General features: G+C 66.6%; 18 protein-coding genes. 10 read left to right on the plus strand and 8 right to left on the minus strand.

The genetic code is table 11. The annotated features are described in order from the left end of the window. Positions 1-14: 14 nt before the first annotated feature. Together ODR01_RS14715 and cydP are read right to left on the minus strand one after the other, a co-directional pair. Positions 15-1,565, minus strand: a complete 1,551-nt coding sequence (locus tag ODR01_RS14715; RefSeq protein ID WP_316978434.1) for a cytochrome ubiquinol oxidase subunit I — start codon at positions 1,563-1,565, stop codon at positions 15-17. Then, a complete protein-coding gene (cydP, locus tag ODR01_RS14720) occupies positions 1,558-1,791 on the minus strand; it encodes a cytochrome oxidase putative small subunit CydP (protein ID WP_316978435.1) in 234 nt (77 codons plus the stop codon). Before cydP ends, ODR01_RS14715 begins: the two co-directional genes overlap by 8 nt. Before the next feature lie 212 nt (positions 1,792-2,003). Here cydP and ODR01_RS14725 point away from each other — a divergent pair, with 212 nt between their 5' ends. Then, on the plus strand, positions 2,004-3,491 hold the full coding sequence (locus ODR01_RS14725; protein WP_316978436.1) for an FAD-linked oxidase C-terminal domain-containing protein: 1,488 nt from the start codon (positions 2,004-2,006) through the stop codon (positions 3,489-3,491). Positions 3,492-3,735: 244 nt separating this feature from the next. Here the strand turns inward: ODR01_RS14725 and ODR01_RS14730 are convergent, their stop codons facing one another. Continuing rightward, the gene (locus tag ODR01_RS14730) at positions 3,736-4,080 is read right to left on the minus strand and encodes a hypothetical protein (protein ID WP_316978437.1); all 345 of its coding nucleotides are present in this window, start codon (positions 4,078-4,080) and stop codon (positions 3,736-3,738) included. Positions 4,081-4,471: 391 nt separating this feature from the next. On the opposite strand from ODR01_RS14730, the gene ODR01_RS14735 reads away from it, so the two are divergent. After that, positions 4,472-5,437: a tripartite tricarboxylate transporter substrate binding protein gene (locus ODR01_RS14735; RefSeq protein WP_316978438.1), complete on the plus strand. Its 966-nt coding sequence runs from the start codon at positions 4,472-4,474 to the stop codon at positions 5,435-5,437. A gap of 181 nt (positions 5,438-5,618) precedes the next feature. Beyond that, entirely contained in the window at positions 5,619-6,233 is a 615-nt protein-coding gene (locus ODR01_RS14740; protein ID WP_316978439.1) for an EF-hand domain-containing protein, read from the plus strand. A 129-nt stretch (positions 6,234-6,362) separates the two neighbouring features. Here ODR01_RS14740 and ODR01_RS14745 read toward each other — a convergent pair whose 3' ends face one another. After that, positions 6,363-7,379, minus strand: coding sequence for an adenosine deaminase (locus ODR01_RS14745; protein ID WP_316978440.1), 1,017 nt, complete (start codon positions 7,377-7,379; stop codon positions 6,363-6,365). Between the two features lie 153 nt (positions 7,380-7,532). Between ODR01_RS14745 and hpt the strand changes: the two genes are divergently transcribed. Continuing rightward, positions 7,533-8,090, plus strand: coding sequence for a hypoxanthine phosphoribosyltransferase (gene hpt, locus ODR01_RS14750; protein ID WP_316978441.1), 558 nt, complete (start codon positions 7,533-7,535; stop codon positions 8,088-8,090). A gap of 2 nt (positions 8,091-8,092) precedes the next feature. Beyond that, entirely contained in the window at positions 8,093-8,980 is an 888-nt protein-coding gene (locus tag ODR01_RS14755; RefSeq protein WP_316978442.1) for a sugar phosphate isomerase/epimerase family protein, read from the plus strand. On the opposite strand, the gene ODR01_RS14760 is transcribed toward ODR01_RS14755, so the two are convergent. Further along, the gene (locus ODR01_RS14760) at positions 8,977-9,183 is read right to left on the minus strand and encodes a DUF2934 domain-containing protein (protein WP_316978443.1); all 207 of its coding nucleotides are present in this window, start codon (positions 9,181-9,183) and stop codon (positions 8,977-8,979) included. The genes ODR01_RS14755 and ODR01_RS14760 overlap by 4 nt on opposite strands. 181 nt (positions 9,184-9,364) lie before the next feature. Here ODR01_RS14760 and dapB point away from each other — a divergent pair, with 181 nt between their 5' ends. Both dapB and ODR01_RS14770 read left to right on the plus strand, forming a co-directional pair. After that, the gene (dapB, locus tag ODR01_RS14765; RefSeq protein ID WP_316978444.1) at positions 9,365-10,183 is read left to right on the plus strand and encodes a 4-hydroxy-tetrahydrodipicolinate reductase; all 819 of its coding nucleotides are present in this window, start codon (positions 9,365-9,367) and stop codon (positions 10,181-10,183) included. A 92-nt stretch (positions 10,184-10,275) separates the two neighbouring features. After that, the gene (locus ODR01_RS14770; RefSeq protein WP_316978445.1) at positions 10,276-11,142 is read left to right on the plus strand and encodes an aldo/keto reductase; all 867 of its coding nucleotides are present in this window, start codon (positions 10,276-10,278) and stop codon (positions 11,140-11,142) included. A gap of 21 nt (positions 11,143-11,163) precedes the next feature. Here the strand turns inward: ODR01_RS14770 and ODR01_RS14775 are convergent, their stop codons facing one another. Beyond that, positions 11,164-11,679: a MaoC/PaaZ C-terminal domain-containing protein gene (locus ODR01_RS14775; protein ID WP_316978446.1), complete on the minus strand. Its 516-nt coding sequence runs from the start codon at positions 11,677-11,679 to the stop codon at positions 11,164-11,166. A gap of 682 nt (positions 11,680-12,361) precedes the next feature. Between ODR01_RS14775 and ODR01_RS14780 the strand changes: the two genes are divergently transcribed. Both ODR01_RS14780 and ODR01_RS14785 read left to right on the plus strand, forming a co-directional pair. Further along, entirely contained in the window at positions 12,362-13,168 is an 807-nt protein-coding gene (locus ODR01_RS14780; RefSeq protein WP_316978447.1) for a helix-turn-helix transcriptional regulator, read from the plus strand. A 245-nt stretch (positions 13,169-13,413) separates the two neighbouring features. Further along, complete coding sequence (locus tag ODR01_RS14785) at positions 13,414-14,355, plus strand: helix-turn-helix transcriptional regulator (protein WP_316978448.1); 942 nt, start codon at positions 13,414-13,416, stop codon at positions 14,353-14,355. 28 nt (positions 14,356-14,383) lie between these two features. On the opposite strand, the gene ODR01_RS14790 is transcribed toward ODR01_RS14785, so the two are convergent. Further along, positions 14,384-15,913 (minus strand): UxaA family hydrolase, encoded by a 1,530-nt coding sequence (locus tag ODR01_RS14790; protein WP_316978449.1) that lies wholly within the window; start codon positions 15,911-15,913, stop codon positions 14,384-14,386. Between the two features lie 82 nt (positions 15,914-15,995). Next, positions 15,996-16,475, minus strand: coding sequence for an Lrp/AsnC family transcriptional regulator (locus ODR01_RS14795; RefSeq protein WP_316978450.1), 480 nt, complete (start codon positions 16,473-16,475; stop codon positions 15,996-15,998). A 136-nt stretch (positions 16,476-16,611) separates the two neighbouring features. Between ODR01_RS14795 and ODR01_RS14800 the strand changes: the two genes are divergently transcribed. Continuing rightward, positions 16,612-19,029 (plus strand): transketolase, encoded by a 2,418-nt coding sequence (locus tag ODR01_RS14800; RefSeq protein WP_316978451.1) that lies wholly within the window; start codon positions 16,612-16,614, stop codon positions 19,027-19,029. The last annotated feature ends 18 nt before the right edge of the window (positions 19,030-19,047 follow it).

Below are 19,047 nucleotides of genomic sequence, written 5' to 3' on the forward strand. Positions count from 1 at the left end.
GCTGCCTCCCTTCCCTATGCCGCCAACTCGGGCTTGGACGTCGGATGCTCGCCGTAGGGCCCGATGCGCGCGTACTTGACCATCAGGAAGACGTCGACGACGGCCAGCGCCGAATAGAACACGATGAAGCCGACGAGGCTCAGCGACACCATGCCGGCCGATACCCCGGAAACCCCGGCGAAGGTCGGCAGCACGCCCTCGATCGCCCACGGCTGGCGCCCGTACTCGGCGACGATCCAGCCGAGTTCCGAGGAAATCCACGGCAGCGGCAGGCTGAGGACGGCGAGCTTGAGGTACCAGCGGTAACGGTCGAGCCGCCGCCGCGCCGACAGGTAAAAGGCGAAGGCGAAGAAGGCGATGAAGTAGAAGCCCAAGCCCACCATGATCCGGAACGACCAGAACAGCGGCGCCACATTGGGCACCGTGTCCCACGCCGCCGCCCGGATCTGTTCGTCGGTGGCCTTCGCCGGGTCTTCGGCGTGGCGCTTGAGCAGCAGGCCGTATCCCAGGGTATCCGAAGTAGCTTCGAGAAGGTCGCGAGCCTGAGTGTTGTTCGGATCGGCCCTGAGTTCGCGCAGGGCGGTATAGGCCATGATGCCGGTGCGCACCTTGCCTTCGGCCCTCTGCACCAGTTCGTTGATGCCGGGAACCTCCTTGCTGATCGAGCGCGTCGCAATCAGCCCCAGCATCCAGGGGATCTTGACCTCGTAATGGGTGGTGCGGGCCTCGCGGTCGGGCAGGCCGAAGACGGTGAAGGCCGCCGGCGCCTCCTCGGTTTCCCACATGCCCTCGATGGCGGCGATCTTCATCTTCTGGTGCTCGGTCGCTGTGTAGCCGCTCTCGTCGCCCAGGACGACGACGGAAAGCGCCGAGGCCAGGCCGAAGCTGGCGGCCACCGTCATCGAGCGCTTGGCGAAGGCCAGGTCGCGCCCGCGCAGGACGTAGAAGGCGCTGATCGCCATCACGAAGATGGCGCCCGTCACGTAGCCGGCACCCACCGTGTGGACGAATTTCGACTGCGCCACCGGGTTGAAGAAGACGTCGTAGAAGTCGGTCAGCTCCATGCGCATGGTCTGGTAGTTGAAATGCGCCCCCACCGGATTCTGCATCCAGGCGTTGGCGATGAGAATCCACAGCGCCGAGAGGTTGGAGCCGATAGCGACCAGCCAGGTCACGGTCAGGTGCCCAAGCTTCGAGAGTTTGTCCCAGCCGAAGAAGAAAAGCCCGACGAAGGTGGCCTCCAGGAAAAACGCCATCAGCCCCTCGACGGCCAGCGGCACGCCGAAGATGTCGCCGACGTACTGCGAGTAGTAGGCCCAGTTGGTGCCGAACTGGAATTCCATGGTGATGCCGGTGGCCACCCCCATGGCGAAATTGATGCCGAACAGCAGGCCCCAGAACTTGGTCATGTCGCGCCAGACGGGGCGCCCGGTCATCACATAGACGCTTTCCATGATGGCGACGATGAGGCTGAGCCCCAGCGTCAGCGGCACGAACAGGAAGTGGTAAAGGGCGGTCAGCGCGAACTGCAGGCGCGACAACTCGACCACGTCGAGGTCAAACATGATGGACGGTCCTCCGCGAATCGGTCGAATGGCAGAACAGGGTCGGCGACGGGCCGGCGGGGACGACGGGGGAAGCGGCACCGAGGATGGCCCGCTCCATCGTTTCGGGAGTCACCTCTGGGCGATGGGCCGGGCCGAAAAAGGCAATGTAGAGGGCAGCCAGCGCCAGCACCTTGACGACCAGCACGACCGCAATCTCGCGCGCCAGCGGGTGGCGCAACCGCATCCTTCGATGGACCATTTCCTCGACGGCCCCCTAAGCAGTGGGGCTCCCGTGTTCTCCCCCGGCCCATGGCGGGCCGGCCTCCCCCAGCATAATCCTTTGGATCGCCAATTCCAGCCCTTTGGGATGCAAATAATCGCCACCCGCAGGATGACCGCCGCCGCCCAGTCGTGCTATGCTGGCCGTCTCCGCCTGTTCGCAAGGAACGCCCGATCATGAAGATGCCCATCCCCGATTCCACCGTCATCGCCAAGCGCGACGAGATCATCGCGGCGATCAAGGCGATCGTGCCGGGCGATGGCGTGATCGTGGATGAGGACGCGCTGCGCGTCTATGAATGCGACGGGCTGACCGCGTATCACCAGTTGCCCCTCATCGTGGTACTGCCCGAGACCGTCGGCCAAGTCTCGAAGATCCTCAAATACTGCCACGATGCCGGGGTCAAGGTGGTGCCGCGCGGGGCTGGCACCTCGCTTTCCGGCGGCGCCCTGCCGGTGGCCGACGGCATCACGCTGGCCATGGGCAAGTTCAACAAGATCCTCGAGATCGACTGGGACAACCGCTGCGTCGTCACCCAGCCCGGCGTCACCAACCTGGCCCTGACCGGCGCCGTGCAGCACAAGGGCTTCTACTACGCGCCCGATCCGTCCAGCCAGATTGCCTGTTCGATCGGCGGCAACGTCGCCGAGAATGCCGGCGGCGTGCATTGCCTGAAGTACGGGTTGACCACCAACAACCTGCTCGGCGTCGAGATGGTGCTGATGAACGGCGAAGTGGTCCGCCTGGGCGGCCGCCACATGGACTCCGAGGCGTACGACCTGCTGGGCATCGCTACCGGCTCGGAGGGCCTCCTGGGCGTCATCACCGAAGTCACGGTGCGCATCCTCCAGAAGCCGGAAATCGCCCGCGCGCTGCTCATCGGCTTTCCCTCCAACGAATCGGCCGGCGACTGCGTCGCCGCCATCATCTCGGCCGGCATCATCCCTGGCGGCATGGAGATGATGGACCGCCTGGCCACCAAGGCCAGTGAGGATTTCGTCCATGCCGGCTATCCGCTCGACGTCGAGGCCATTCTGATCGTCGAACTGGACGGCCCGGGGGCCGAGGTCGCCCACCTGATCGAGCGCGTGCGCTCCATCGCCGAGGACTGCGGCGCCGTCTCCGTCAGGGTCAGCGAGAGCGAGGCCGAGCGGCTGAAATTCTGGGCCGGCCGCAAGGCGGCCTTCCCGGCGGTGGGCCGCCTGGCCCCCGACTACTACTGTATGGATGGCACCATCCCGCGCCACCGGCTGGCCGAGGTGCTGTCCGCCATCCGCCAGATGACCGGCCGCTATGGGCTCGACGTCGCCAATGTCTTTCACGCCGGTGACGGCAACCTGCACCCGCTGATTCTCTACGACGCCAACAATCCCGGCGAGTTGGAGAAAGCCGAAGCCTTCGGCGCCGACATCCTGACCTTGTGCGTCGAGGTGGGCGGCGTCCTGACCGGTGAGCACGGGGTGGGGGTCGAGAAGCGCGACCTGATGGGCACCATGTTCGACGAGGCCGACCTCGCCCACCAGGAACGCTTGAAGTGCGCCTTCGACCCGGGCGGCCTGCTCAATCCTGGCAAGGTCTTCCCGACGCTGCACAACTGCGCCGAGTTGGGCCGCGTCCACGTCAAGGGCGGCCAGACCCGATTCCCGGACATCCCGAGGTTCTAGGGCCCCCTCTCCCCTTCCTCCCGTCACGCCCGATCACCGCATCTTTTTGCTGGCACCTGCCTGCGCGAAACCGAAGCGGCTTCGCTTCGGCGAAGGCAGGCCCACGTCTTCATAAACGCCGGAAGCAAAGACGTAGATGGCCGAATCAAGCCCGGCCATAACGACTTAAGGGAGCGTAAGGAGACAGGCGCCCGCCCCAAGTACGGGTATGCCGATGAATGGGAACCGGACGGAGTATCGCCCGTTATTCGTCGAACTCGGATTCGCCCCCTTCCTCGAAATGAGGCTCGCCGATCTCGCGCTCGCCTTCGGCATCGGCCTCCGCATCCTCTTCCTCGACGACGGGCTCGCTGCGGCCTGCCTTGGTTTTCTTCGGCGGCTTGACGCCAGCGGCCACGGCTTTTTCGGCGACCTCGCGGTCGGCCGCTTCCTTTTCCAGACGGAGCGCCCTGAGGCGCACCGTCTTGGCCGCCGTCACCCGCTTGGCTTTCTCGTAGTCGCTGAGCCCCTTGGCTTCCCCCGCCTTCGGCTTGGCGAACTGCGCGTGGGCGCGGCGGCGGGCTTCTTCGGCCTTGTGTCCCGATTTCATGTGGCGGTCCTCCGGTTCAGGCAGGATGACGGGGCGCGATGGCGCGCCGATGACGGTGAAACAGCGGCGGGCGCCCCTAGGGGTCGTCCTGCCGCCGAAAGCGGTTCTGCCGCCGGCACACCGGCTAGCAAGGCAGACGGGAACTGGCGGCACCGGGCTCCCGGAACCGGCCCCTGCCGGTTCGGCCCCAGCCGATCGCCACTCGATTGTAGCCGATCACGGACGGCGGAGATACCGGGAATGACGAATCGCCCGTTCGCCCCCGCGACCGCCGGCCCGCTTAAGGGTATTTGCCGATACCCGACGGCGCCGGGCCGGCCCTATAGTCGAAGGTGTCGACGCCCTCCGCGGGATCGCGGGGTGCCAAAGACATAATCCAATGGGAGGAACTATGACGTCTTTCAAGAAAATCACAATAACGGCGGCGGCCGCGGTACTCGCCGCAACTTTCGCGCTGGCAGTTCCCGCTGCGGCGGAATTCCCGGACAAGCCGGTGAGCTACATCATCCCCTTCAAGCCTGGTGGCGAATCCGACGTCACGGCCCGCTTCCAGCAGCCATTCTTCAAAAAGATGTTCGGCCAGGACCTGGTGATTTCCTACAAGGACGGCGGCGGCGGCGCGGTGGCCTGGGCCCAGATCAACGGCATGGCCGGCAATGGCTACGTCGTCATGGGCACCAATCTGCCCCACATCGTCCTGCAGCCGGCGCAGAAGGATGTCGGATACAAGACCGAGGAGTTGGTCAACATCCACATGTTCCACTACACGCCGAGCGCCATCGTGGTGAAGGACGACAGCGAGTTCAAGACGCTCAAGGACTTCATCGACTACGCCAAGGCCAATCCCGGCAAGATCACCATGTCGGGCACCGGCAAGGGCACCACCTCCCATCTCGTCTCCGTCACCTTCGACAAGATGGCAGGCGTCAAGACCACTTATGTGGCGTTCTCCGGCACTGCACCGGCGGCAACCGCGCTGCTCGGCGGACAGGTCTCGGCCCAGTGGGGATACCCCACTGTCCCCGCCCAGTATCCCGGCACCCGCATGCTGGCGGTGGCCATGGACAAGCGCCATTCCGGCTTCCCCAACGTGCCGACCTTCAAGGAACTGGGTTTCGACCTGGTCGACGGCACCTATCGCGGCATCGCCGTGCCGAAATCGACGCCCGAGCCCGTCCGCAAGAAGCTGGGTGAGATGTTCGAGGCCATCAACCATGATCCGGCCTTTATCAAGCAGATGGAAGACGCCGGCTTCGCCATGCTCAACGCCCCCTACGGCCCCGAGCTGGACAAGTTCATGGCCAAGGCCAGGAAGGACATCCTGACCTCGGCCAAGGAGGCCGGCATCCTTCAGTAGACGCCGTCCCTTCCTCGGTAAGCTTCAGACGCCCGCGCCGGCCTTCGGCGCGGGCGTTCGCTTTTCCGGGGCAAGGCAAATTTGGAGCGCCAGGTTTCGGCGCCCCCGCCGTGTAACCTTCCTGGATGGCGGTTTTGCCGGGCGTACGGGATCGCGCCCAGCGTCCAAGGAGGTTTCAACAATGATTTCCGGTACCAGTTCCTACTTCGATGGCTCGGCGGCTTCGTTGCTGGCGCAGCTTTTCCAACGGATGGACACCGACGGCGACGCCGCCGTGACCGAAAGCGAATTCCTGTCGGCGATGGACGGGGCGTCGAGCGCCTCGACGACGGCGGCGGAGGTGTTCGCCGGCCTCGACACCGACGGCGACGGCACCTTGAGTCAACTGGAATTCGTGTCGGCCGCGCAACAGCTCGACCCGGCGGACATGGCGGTGCTGCTGTCCGCCCAGGAGGATCGCTTCACACCGCCGGAAGACCTGTTCGCCAAAATGGATGCCAATGGTGACGGCGCCATCGACGAAGAGGAATTCCTGGCCGCCGCCGAGGAAGCGGGCAGCGGCATCTCGGACGACCAGCTGAAAGAAGTGTTTACCGAACTCGACGCCAACGGCGACGGGTCGGTCGACGAGGAGGAATTCGCAGCGGCCGCGAGCGAGGCCGCCCCGCCGCCCCAGGCCGGCGGCGCCTCGTCGGAAGAGGAGGACGAGGATTACGATTCGCTGGATACCAACCAGGACGGCGTCGTTTCCCTGGCCGAACTTCTGGCGGCAGGCATCGGTACGGAGGGGGCCTGAGCACCGAGACGTCAGGTGTGACGGGCAGTGGGGCCGTTCCCGACACCACCCATCCCCGTTGGGGAACGGCCCATCCGGCCGCGCCGCCACCCCCCGGTGGGCGCGGCCGGTTTTTTGGCCGCTAAAGCCTCACCCCGCCGCGGCGTAGGCCTCGACCTCGGCGATACGCTTCGCCTTGGCCCCGGCATCCAGCCATGAGGCAGCAAACGAGGCCCGGGCCAGCCCGGCCAATTCGGCACGGCTCAAGTCGAAGGCCTTCTGCACCGCCCGGTAGTTGGCGTTCACGTAGCCGCCGAAATAGGCGGGATCGTCGGAATTGATCGTCACCAGGACGCCGGCCGCCATCAGTTCGCGCAGCGGGTGGCGGGAAAGGTCGGGGGTGACCCTGAGATACTGGTTGGACAGCGGGCAGACGGTGAGCGGCACCTGTGATCGGGCGAGACGTTCCACCAGGGCGGCATCGTCGATCGAGCGCACCCCATGGTCGATGCGCAGGGCGCCGAGATCGTCCAGCGCCGCCGTGACGTAAGCGGCCGGCCCTTCTTCGCCGGCGTGCGCCACCCCCTTGAAGCCGAGCGCGCGGGCGCGCTGGAAAACCTCGGCGAACTTGGCGGGCGGATTGCCGGCCTCGGCCGAATCCAGCCCGACGCCGGCAATATGCCGGCGGAACGGCAGCGCGGCATCGAGCGTCGCCATGGCGTCGGCGGCATCGAGATCACGCAGGAAGCAAAGGATGAGCCGCGAGGTCAGGCCCCGCTCGCGTTCCGCCTCGGCCAGCGCCGCTACGATGCCATCGACGACAGCCGCCATCGGCACCCCCCGTTTGGTGTGGGTCTGCGGATCGAAGAAGATCTCGGCATGGCGCACGCCGTCGGCGGCGGCGCGCGCCAGATAGGCGCGGGTCAGATCGAAGAAGTCCCGCTCGGTCACCAGCACCTGCGCGGCCTGGTAATAGAGGTTGAGGAAGTCCTGAAGGTCTTTGAAGCGATAGGCGGCGCGCAACGCCTCGATGGAGGCGTAGGGCAGTTTCAGCCCATTTCGTTCGGCCAAGGCGAAGACCATCTCGGGCTCCAGCGTGCCCTCGATATGCAGATGAAGCTCGGCCTTCGGCAGGCCGTCGATGAAGTGCTCGATGGTGCCTGACACGGTTCTCTCCCTTTTCGGCGGGAGCCGCGGTGCGGCAAAATCCGACTGCGGCTGGTCAAGCTCCTTTTCTTATGCCATTCAAGGGGCCGGGTCGAGGGCCGGGTTGCGCTGGCAGGTCTTTCGGCCCGTGTCCATGAAAGGAAGAAGGCAGGAATGACCATGGCCGATATGCCCGTGCTGTTCGATGAAGCCGCCATTGCCCAACGAGTCGACGAACTGGCCGCCGACATCGCCCGGCGTCTGCCCAAGGATTTGCTGATCGTCGGCCTGCTCAAGGGCAGCTTCGTCTTCGTCGCCGACCTGGTACGGGCGCTGCATCGACGGGGCTTGGCACCGCAAGTGGAATTCATGCGACTCAGCAGCTATGGCCTGGGCACGACCAGCGGCGGTGAGGTCCATCTGCTGGGCGACGTGCCCGGCGACGTTTCCGGGCGCGCCGTCCTTCTGGTCGACGACATCGTCGATACCGGCCAGTCGCTGACCTACGCCATGGCGCTGCTCGACCAGCGGGAGGTTGGGCGGATTTCGACCTGCGCGCTGATCGACAAGCCGAGCCGGCGGCGGGTCACGGTGCGCCTCGATTTCAAGGGATTCACCATCGGCGACCTGTTCATCGCCGGCTATGGAATCGATTATGCCGAGCGCTACCGCGAGTTGCCCTTTATCGTGACGGTATCCACGCCCGCCACCGCGCCGGACAAGGAGGCATGACCATGGCGGCCAATCCGCTCGGCACACACGTGCAGGTGTGGGAAGGCGGCTGGACGCCCGAGGCGGTGCGCCGCGCCGCCGCCGGCGCCGCCGCCGCCGGTTACGCGTTCCTGGAATTGCCGGTGCGCGCCCCGCAAACGGTGGACGCCGACGCCATCGCCCGCATTCTCGCCGCCGCCGAACTTACCTGCACGGCGTCCTTCATCCATACGCCCGCCACCGACATCGCCGGCGACGACGCCGACGTCGCGGCCAAGGGCGAGGCCCTGATGATCGAGGCGCTGGCCAAGGCGCGCGACCTCGGTTCGAGCCGTCTGGTCGGCGCCTGGCATTCGTCGCTGGCCAAGCACGACAGGCCGCGCGGCGCCGCCGGCCGGCAGCGGGCCATCGACATCCTGGCCCGTGTCGCCGGCCGCGCCAGGGACATGGGCCTTGTCATGTGCTGCGAGGCGCTCAACCGCTACGAGAGCAATTTCGTCAACACCGCCGCCCAGGCCTTGGCCCTGATCGAGGCCATCGGGGCGGACAACCTCACCGTCCACCTCGACACCTTTCACATGAACATCGAGGAGGCCGACCCGGCAGCGGCCATTCGCGCCTGCGGGCGGCGCCTCGGCTACCTGCACGTGGCGGAAAACGACCGCGGCTATCTCGGCACCGGCAGCATCGATTTCGGCGCCATCTTCCGGGCCCTGGCCGATATCGGCTACGGCGGGCCGATCGCGCTCGAGGTCTTCTCTTCGGCGGTAGTCAACGCCGAGCATTCAGCGCGTCTCGCCATCTGGCGCCAGACATGGTCCGACAGCGTCGACATGGCCAGCCACGCCCACGCCTTCCTCACCAATCAGTTGGAAACGGCGGCGCGCCGGTCGCCGGGATCGGTGCCCTAATGCTTTCTGGCCTGGGTCCGCTTGGCCGGCGCCCGTTTGGCCTCCCCCCCTTTCTTCGCCGCGGCGGTGCCCGCCAACTCGGCTTCGGCGCGTAGCCAGTGATCGAAATCCTTGCCCGCCGGTTTGCCCTCGGCTTCCCAGATGTGGTACGCGCGCAGACCGATTTCGGCTTCGCTGACAGTCAGCTTAGTGCTCTTGGCCATGGCCATATCTCCTAAAAAAAGCCCTGTTGGGACGAGCTCCGCCACCCCGCCGTCGGGATCGGACGCGCGAAGTGGATCGCCTTATGAGATAGTACCGCTTCCTCGCGGTTGCATCCCCGGAATCGAATGATCAGAATGAGGGGACCGGGAAAGCGGCGAACGGCGAGAAAAGGCATCGGCAATGGGTGAAATCAGGGTGTGTCTGGCGGGCGCGACCGGTCAGATCGGGCGGCGGCTGGTCCCGGCCATCCTTGAGGCCGCGGACCTCAAGCTGGTCTCGGCGGTGGCGCGGCGGGCGGCGGGGAACGACCTTGGCGAGGCGCTCGGCGGTCCCTCCCTGGGCATCGCCCTCCAGGGCAGCGTTGAAGAGGCGCTGGCCCGCACCCCTGCCGACGTGCTGATCGATTACACCCATCCGACGGCGGTGCTGGCCCACGTGCGGGCGGCGCTCGCCGGCGGCGTAGCCGTCGTCGTCGGCACGTCGGGGCTCAAGGCCGCCGACTACCCCGAAATTGCCGTCGCCGCGGCGACCGCCGGCGTCGGCGTCGCCACCGGCAACTTCTCGCTCACCGCGGCGCTGCTCCAGCACCTGGCCAAAATCGCCGCCCGCCACGTGCCCCAGTGGGAGATCGTCGAATACAACAAGGCCGTCAAGCCCGACGTGCCGAGCGGCACCGCCGGAGAACTGGCCGAAATGCTGGGTGCGATCCGCCATCCGCAAGCGGCCGTGGCCGATACCCATCCCATCGGCCCCCATGACGAGGCCCGCGGCGCCGTCATCGCCGGAACCCGCGTGCACTCGGTACGGCTCGCCGGCTTCGCCTCGGCCTGCGAGGTCGTCTTCGGCATGCCTGGCGAACGCCTGAGCCTTCGCCAGGACTGCGCCGAAAGCGCCGAGCCCTTCGTCTTCGGAACCCTTTTCGCAGCCCGGCGGGTGGCCACTCAACCGGGGCTGCACCGCGGACTGGATTCCCTGTTGTTCGAGCCGCAAAGGGCCTGAACAACCTGCCGACCGCCGCGGCGACGATGCGGGATGGGCCGCGGACACCTATCTATGACGCCAGAGCCAGGATCTTGGTACAGGAGGCGGACATGACAATCGGGATGCGCGCATTCGGATCCACCGGGTACCTGAGTTCGGAGGTGATCTTCGGGGGAGCGGCCTTGTGGTCGGAAAGCCAAAGCACCGCCGACCGGGTGCTCGACCTGTTGCTGGAGTACGGCATCAACCACATCGACACCGCGCCTCGCTATGGCGACGCCGAGTTGCGCATCGGGCCGTGGATGGCGCGTCACCGTAAAAACTTCTTTCTCGCCACCAAGACCGGCGAGCGCGATTACGCCGGCGCGCGCGACGATATCCATCGTTCTCTCGAGCGCCTGCAAACCGATCATGTAGACCTGTTGCAACTCCACTCCCTCACCCATCCCGACGAGTGGGAACAGGCGCTCTCGCCGGGCGGCGCGCTGGAGGCGGCGATCGAGGCCCGCGAACAGGGGCTGACCCGCTTCATCGGCGTGACCGGCCATGGTTGGACGGTGGCGGCGATGCATCGCCGGGCGCTCGAACGCTTCGCCTTCGATTCGGTCCTGATGCCGTGGAACTGGTTCGCCGCGAACCACCCCACGTACGGCCGCGACTTCGAAGCGACGGCGGCGCTGTGCGCCGAGCGGGGCGTCGCCGTGCAGACCATCAAGTCGTGCGCGCGGGGCGCCTGGGCAGCCGGCCAGTCGCGGACCCGCACCACCTGGTACCAGCCCCTCGACCAGGAAGCCGACATTCGCACCGCCGTCGCCTGGGTGCTGGGCAGGCCCGACATCTTCCTGATTTCCACCGGGGATACGCATGTCCTGCCCATGATCCTCAAGGCGGCGGCGGAACGGCCGCCGGTCCCCGACGCGGCAGCCATGGAGGCCTTCGGCGCCAACGCCGGTCTGACGTCGATCTTCGGGCTTTAAGCGGCGCCTCGCCGCCCGAGCCTAGATGTCGTAGGCCGGGCCGCGGCCACGGCGATAGACCAGCACGGTGCGCTTGAAGCTCATCACCGTCTCGCCCTTCTGGTTGAGGCCTTCCGTCAGCACGGTGACGATGCCTTGGTCGGGGCGGGAGCGCGACTCGCGCTTGGCCAGCACGCGGGTGGTGGCATAAAGCGTGTCGCCGGCGAACACCGGCCGGGTCAGCTTGACCTCGTCCCAGCCGAGGTTGGCCACCACGTGCTTGCTGATCGAGTTGACCGTCATTCCGGTCACCACCGCAAAGGTCAGCGTACTGTCGACCAGCGGCTTGCCCCATTCCGTCTGCGCCGAGTAGTGGGCGTCGAAATGCAGCGGCGCCGTGTTCATCGTCAGCAGCGTGAACCAGTAGTTGTCGGTTTCGGTGATGGTCCGGCCCGGCCGGTGCTCGATCTCCGTCCCCTCGACGAAGTCCTCGTAATAGAGCCCGAAATCCTCGCGAAATGCCTTGTCGCCGACCTTGCGATAGACATTGACATCCATGGCAGACTCCCCTCGTCCGGTGATGGAAGGTTCGCCCTCATCATAGCTGGACGGACGGACGGTGCGCGCCGCATCCCGGCCAAGCCCGACCTGTCAAATCTGCCACTCCGTCACTCCTGCCAGTTATTGTGCCTCCGTAAAAATCACAAATGATAATCATCCGCAATATCCAATCGGGAACACCGGGGGGCGGCGACAGATAAATCAGGGAATTGCTTGCGGGGGGGTGTTTTTATGTGGCTCTACATGAGTTTAGGGATTGGCTTGCGTGAGACGCCGGGGAGCGTCGGCTTTCGTGCTTCCGTCCATCCCGTGGCTGGCGGTGCACCTTTGCAACTGGTCCACCAGTCCACCGATCGCGACGATGGAACGCGCGGAGGCATCCGTAGTCTCGGTATCGTGGCCTCGTCCCGCCAGCGGCCACCGGCCAAACCGAGCCGCGAGGTCCCGTCACCCCAGTGGACGGGTCCGGTGATCGACCTTACCGCGGAACCGGCGCCAGTCCAGCGCGGGCAGCTGATCGATATCCTGGTCTAGCGACCCCCATTGGCCCCCTCGCCCCGCAACGATGTCCGCGAATTCGGCGGCCGGTGCCATGGTTGACAGCTTTTCCGCCATGGGCGACCCTGGACGGCGAAGTTGGCCTTGAGTCTCGCCGGGCTGGCGGGGGGTGTTGGCGGCCATGCAGCTATCCCTTCTCTCGCAAGTCATCCAGGCTGAAAACCTGGAGGCGGCCTGGAGCGCCGTCGTCGAGTTGGCCCGAGGCGTCGGCGTCGCCGCCATCGTCAAGACGAAATACCGGCCGATCGGACAAACGAACGCCAACGGCGGGGCCCGGTTGGAACTGGCGCGGCTTTATCTCGATCCCGAGCTGACTTCGCGGTGCGCCGACATCCCGGCGGTTTCGACGTCTTCCCCGCCGCCGGCCGTCCTTTGGCTGGTCGCGCCGGCCGCGGGCGAAGTCGTGGCCCCGCCCCGCGACCTCAACGGACTTCCGGTGACGGTGCATGATTCGGCGGACGCCAGCGACCCTTTTGTCGAACGGTTCGCCCGCGCGCTGCAGGACCATCACGGCATCCTCTTCAAGACGATCCTGACCGTGCCGGGAACCCCGACCGAGGCGGACACCGTTGCCGAATTCCTGAATTTCTTCGCCACCGAACCGCTGAGCCCGGACGTCGTCTCGCTGCTGGGTAGCGTCGCCGGCGCCTACGCCGGGCGGGCCGCCGTTCTGGCGTCCAAGGAGGAGAACGGCCGAGCCGTCAGCCTGCGCCCGCAGGAGATCGAATGCATCCGCTGGGCCGTCGCCGGAAAATCCATCCAGGACATCGCCGACATCACCGGTCTTTCCTACCGCAGCGTCCGCTATCAAATCGATCAGGCGCGCGAACGGTATGGGTATACGAGCAACCTCCAGACGTATGTCCGCGCCTCCGTCGATTACGGGCTCGACCCGCTCATCTGCCCGCCGCCCAAAAGCCGGGCCTGACGGAGCGAGCGGTCCCGCAGGGCCTTTGATCACGATTGCGGCATATCTGCCAGTAAAGGCTCGCCGTAGCGGCGCCGACGGTGTAGAATGACTATGTTTACGATGAAGCGGTTTTCTTTGCAGGTGCGCTGTTTCCGGTGATTGAGTCCGCCACAAAGACACGAATCTACGACCGCTTCATGCGGACGAACGCTCCCGCCGCCCTGTTTCAGACATGGGCCGACGTCAGGATGCGACTTGGGCTCATGGCCATCGGGTCCGTCGTCGTGAGCACCGCAGACCCCCTTACATGCCAGACGGAGCCGACGGATGGCTCGTGGCTCGACATCGCGCCGCAGGCGTCGTCGGGAACGGCGGCCGCCATCAAGGACTTCGTCGAAAGCTTCACCTCGCTCTGCCCCGGCTTGGCCGGGCCGGGCGCCGACTTCCCGTGCGCGGGCGGGATGCACTCGGGAATTCCGTTCCGGATGTCGCGCCACGACAGGGCTGGAAGCGGCTGCGATGGCTGTGCGCGCATTTTTGGCGCTGATGGCGCCAACGGGATCAACGATCTCCTCGTCATTCCCCGGTTGTCGGGAAGCTCTGCCCCGGGTCGCGCCTTGATCTTCCTGTCGGGGACCGTCCTCGATGCCGACGAGGTCCGCTTCCTTCATGCCTCGGCCGGCCTCTATTTCACGCAGCAGGCCCTTTGGGAAAGCGGACGGCGCCACGAGCCAGACGTCGCGCTCAAGTCGCGCGAGATCGAGTGCATTCGTTGGGCGGTGACCGGCCGCACGCTTTCAGAAATCGCCGCCGTCATGGGGCTTTCCTATCGCACGGTACGTTTCCACCTCGATTCGGCGCGCTCTCGTTACGGCTTCTCCACCAACCAGCAACTTTTCGTGCAGGCCGCCAAAGACTATGGCCTCGATCCCAACGGTACGCCGCAAACGATCCGGCAGGAGAGCCCCGTCGTCGCGGTCCCGCAGCTCCGCCGCATGCAGCCGCTGTGGGAAGACCGGCGGGGCGCCTTCGACCGGCGGAGCGGCGACCGCCGACAGGCCGATGTCGCGCCGCTGCCGTTCGCCGACCGACGCGCCGCCAAGGACCGCCGGGCCAGTGACGAACGCCGGGCCGTCGCCGAATCATCGCAATCGTCCACCGAGGCGATATTGACCCCGGAAGAAATTCGCGCCCTTCTGAACTGAAAAGATCGGCTTTAAGCGCGCAGATGTTTTACATGCCGGGGCCGTACTGCCACGGTGAAAACTCGCTGTCGCCGAGGCCCAATTCCTCGCTCTTCGACTTCTTGCCGGAGGCGACGGCCAGGATCTCCCGGAAAATGCGCTCGCCCATCTCGGCCACCGTTGCCTCGCCGTCGGCGATGACCCCGCAGTTGATGTCCATGTCGCCGGTGAGCCGCGTGAACATCGGCGTGTTGGTGGCCAGCTTGATGACCGGCGAGGGCTTGCACCCCCAGCCCGAGCCGCGGCCGGTGGTGAAGCAGTTGATGGTGGCGCCACCGGCGTTGATACCGGTGACCGAGTGGGGATCGTAGCCGGGTGTATCCATGAAGACGAACCCCTTGGACGTGACCGGCTCGGCGTATTCGACCACCTCGACCATGTTGGTGGTACCGCCCTTCGACACCGCGCCCAGGGATTTTTCGAGGATGGTGGTAAGCCCGCCTTCCTTGTTGCCGGGCGAGGGGTTGTTGTCCATCTCGCCGCCCCGCTTGGCGGTGTAGTCTTCCCACCAGTGGATGCGCTCGACCAGCTTTTCACCGACGGTGCGCGACACGGCGCGGCGCGTCAGCAGATGTTCGGCGCCGTAAACCTCGGGCGTCTCGCCCAGCACGGCGGTGCCGCCGTGGCGCACCAGAAGATCGGCCGCCGCCCCCAAGGCCGGGTTGGCGGTGATGCCGGAATAGCCGTCGGAGCCGCCGCACTGCAGCCCCAGCATCAGGCGGTCGGCCGACACCGTCTGCCGCCGGGCCTTGTCGGCCTCGGGCAGCATCTCGCGCACCAGCTCGACGCCGCGGCGGATGGTTTCCATCGAGCCGCCGGCATCCTGGATGTTGATGAAGCGGCTCATCCGGGTGTCCTTGAGCCCGTAGCGCTCGACGATGCTGTCCACCAGGTTGCTCTCGCAGCCCAGCCCGACCAGCACGAAACCGGCGACGTTGGGATTGGTGGCGTAACCGATGGTGCAGCGTTGCAGGATGTGGACGTCCTCGGTATCGACGCCGCGCCCGCAGCCGCCGCCGTGGGTCACCGGAAAGACGCCGTCGACGTGAGGAAAGGCCGAGAGCGCGTCGCCGCGGAAGGCGTCGGCGATGCGGTTGGTCACCGTGGCCGAGCAGTTGACCGTGCTGATCACCGCGATGTAGTTGCGCGTGCCCACCCGGCCGTCGGCCCGCACATAGCCTTCGAAGGTGGCACGCTCGGCCGGCGGAACCATCCCGGGGTCGCGGCAGTCGGACCCGAAGGCGTAGTCGCGATCGAAGCTGCCCATGCCGAGGTTGTGCAGATGGACGTGCTCGCCGGGCTTGATGGCGGCGGTGGCGAACCCGATGATCTGGCCGTACTTGCGGACCGGCTCGCCCTTGGCGATGGCCGCTGTCGCCACCTTGTGGCCGGCCCCCACCGGCTGGACAAGGGTCACACCCTCGCTCTCCAGGACGGAACCGGCGGCCAACGCCTCGCGGGCCACCACCACGTTGTCCGTGGGGGCCAGGCGGATGATCGGGGTCTTATGAGCGCTCATGGTCTTTTTTCCTTCGGCCGAATGTGAGCGAAAGATAAGCGCGGGGGCGGCCCTGCGCCAATGGTTTAGTGCGGCGCCGTCGTCACGGGTTGCCGGGCAACGGCAGGGCGGTGCGGTACTTCACCTGGTTCAGCGCGAAGCTGGATCGGATGTTGGCGACGCCGGCGATGCGCGTCAGGTGGTCGAGCAGAAAGCGCCGGAAAGTCGCCACGTCGGCCGCCACCACCCGCAGCAGATAGTCGGAGTCCCCCGTCATCAGATAGCACTCCATGACTTCCGGCAGGGCCCGTACCGCGCGTTCGAAGGCCTCCAGCCCCGTCTCCACCTGCTTTTCCAGGGTGACGCTGACGAACACGCTGACCGGCATGCCGGCGACGACCGGGTCGAGCAGGGTGGCGTAGCGCGCGATCACTCCCGATTCCTCCAGCTCGCGGACGCGGCGCAGGCAGGCCGAGGCGGACAATCCGACGGTCCGCGCCAGATCGGCGTTGGAGATGCGGGCATCCTCCTGGAGACGCTCCAGGATGCGGCGGTCGATTGCGTCTAGATGACGATTTTGCAACGATTGCGCCTTTCTATCGGGATTATTAGACAAGATATTGCGAGCATATGCCACTTTCCGGCAATCTTCGCAACCATCGGCGTTACCGGCCGTGCTATCATCCGCCGATCGATCACTGCCGCCACGGAAGACGCCTATGACTGTCGGAACCGCTCCTGCCCTCACCGCCATCGCCGGCGGCAAGCCGCTACGCCGTCCCGCCGACGCGACGCCGGCAGTCGGCCCCGATACCCTCGCCGTGCTGCGGGAGATGGAGCGCAAGGCCCTGTGGCTGTCGTGCTGGATGATCCATCACGCCAACCATGTGCGTCCCTCGCGGGACGGCCTCAAGGTCGGCGGCCATCAGGCCTCCTGCGCCTCGTCGGCCACCGCGCTCACCGCCCTTTACCTCAACGTGCTGAGGCCCGAGGACCGGGTGGCGGTCAAGCCCCACGCGGCGCCGGTGTTCCACGCCCTGCAATATCTGTTGGGCCGCGAGCCGCTGGATCATCTGGTCAATTTCCGGGCCCTCGGCGGCGCCCAGTCCTATCCGTCGCGCACCAAGGACGCCGACGACGTCGACTTCTCGACCGGCTCGGTCGGCCTTGGCGTCGGGGCGACGCTGTTCGCCGCGCTGGTGCAGGATTACGTCCGCCTGCACGGCTGGCTTCCCGCCGCACGGCCGGACGGCCGGATGATCGCCGTCATGGGCGACGCCGAACTCGACGAGGGCAACGTCTTCGAGGCGCTTCTCGAAGGCTGGAAGCACGATGTCCGGAACCTGTGGTGGATCATCGACTACAACCGCCAGAGCCTGGACGGCGTGACCAACGATTTCCTGTTCAGGAAGATCCGGGACTTCTTCCGCACCGTCGGCTGGAAGGTGATCATCCTGAAGTATGGCAAGCGGCTGGAGGCCGCCTTCGAGGGGCCGGCCGGAGAGGCGCTGAAGAAATGGATCGACGACTGCCCCAACCCGCTCTACTCGGCGCTCTGCTTCAAGGGCGGCGCCGCGTGGCGCCAGCATCTGGCCCACGACTTGGGCGGCACCAGCGGATTTCGAACCTTCCTCGATGGCCATGACGACGCCTCGCTCCACGCGCTCATGACCAATCTGGCCGGCCACGACATGGAATCGATGCTGGAGGCCTTCCACGCGGTCAAATCCGACGCCCCCCATTGTTTCGTCGCCTATACCATCAAGGGCATGGGCCTGCCGCTGGCCGGCCACAAGGACAACCATTCGGGACTGATGACGCCCGACCAGATGGAAGCCTTCCGGGCCGCCATGGGCATCGAGCCCGGCCGCGAATGGGACCGCTTCGCCGGGCTCTCCTACGACGAGGCGGCCCTGCGGACCTTCCTGGAAGACACGCCCCTGGCCCGCACCAAGCCGGCCGCGCTGCCGCCCGCCATCGCCGTCGCCCCCATCTCCGCGCCGGCGGCCGAGACGATGTCGACCCAGGAAGCCTTCGGGCGCATCATGACCGATCTCGGCAAGCGCGACGACGAGTTGGGCCGGCGCGTCGTCACCACGTCGCCCGACGTCACGGTGTCGACGAACCTGGGTGGCTGGGTGAACCACAAGCGCCTGTTCAGCCGCGAGCGCCAGCAGGACGTCTTCCGCCTGGAGGGCGTGCCCTCGCCGCAGCGCTGGGGCAAGCGGCCGGAAGGCCAGCACATCGAGTTGGGCATCGCCGAGAACAACCTGTTCCTGCTGCTTTCCGCCCTGGGACTTTCCGACCGCTTGTTCGGCGAGCGGCTGCTGCCGGTGGGCGCGCTCTACGATCCCTTCATCGCCCGCGGCCTCGATGCGCTCACCTACGGCTGCTACGCCGATGCCCGCTTCATGGTGGTCGGCACGCCGTCGGGCATCTCGCTGGCCCCCGAGGGGGGCGCGCACCAGTCCGTCACCACGCCGCTGATCGGCCTCGGCCAGCCGGGACTGACCGCCTTCGAACCGGCCTTCGCCGACGAACTGGCCGCCGTCATGGAATGGGGCTTCGCCCACATGCAGGCGGAAAAGGGCGGCTCGGTCTACCTGCGCCTCAGTACCCGGCCCGTCCATCAGCCGGCGCGCCCGATGACGGAGGATCTTCGCGACGCCGTGCTGTCGGGCGGCTACTGGCTCCGCGAACCCGCCCCCGGCGCCGAACTGGCCGTCGTCTATACCGGCGTCGTGGCGCCCGAGGCGCTGGCAGCCTTCGAACAGATCCAGGAGGACATTCCCGGTGCCGGGCTGCTGGCCGTCACCTCGGCCGACCGCCTGCATGCCGGCTGGCGGGCCGCTCAGCGCGCCCGTGCCCAGGGGATGGGCGGCGATCCGGCCCGCGTCGAGACCCTGCTCGGCCGACTGGCTTCCGACGCCGCGCTGATTTCCGTGATCGACGGCCATCCGGCGACGCTGGCCTGGATCGGCGGCGTCGGCCGTTACCGCGCCTATCCGTTGGGGGTCGAGCGTTTCGGGCAGTCCGGCGACATCCCCGACCTCTATCGGACGCACGGTATCGATGCCGCCGCCATCCTGGATGCCGCCGCCGCAGCCTGCCTGGAGCGCCTGCGCGGTTCCGCCTGAAGGCATCGACCGCTATTT

The organism is Shumkonia mesophila, assembly GCF_026163695.1.
Classification (GTDB): domain Bacteria; phylum Pseudomonadota; class Alphaproteobacteria; order Rhodospirillales; family Shumkoniaceae; genus Shumkonia; species Shumkonia mesophila.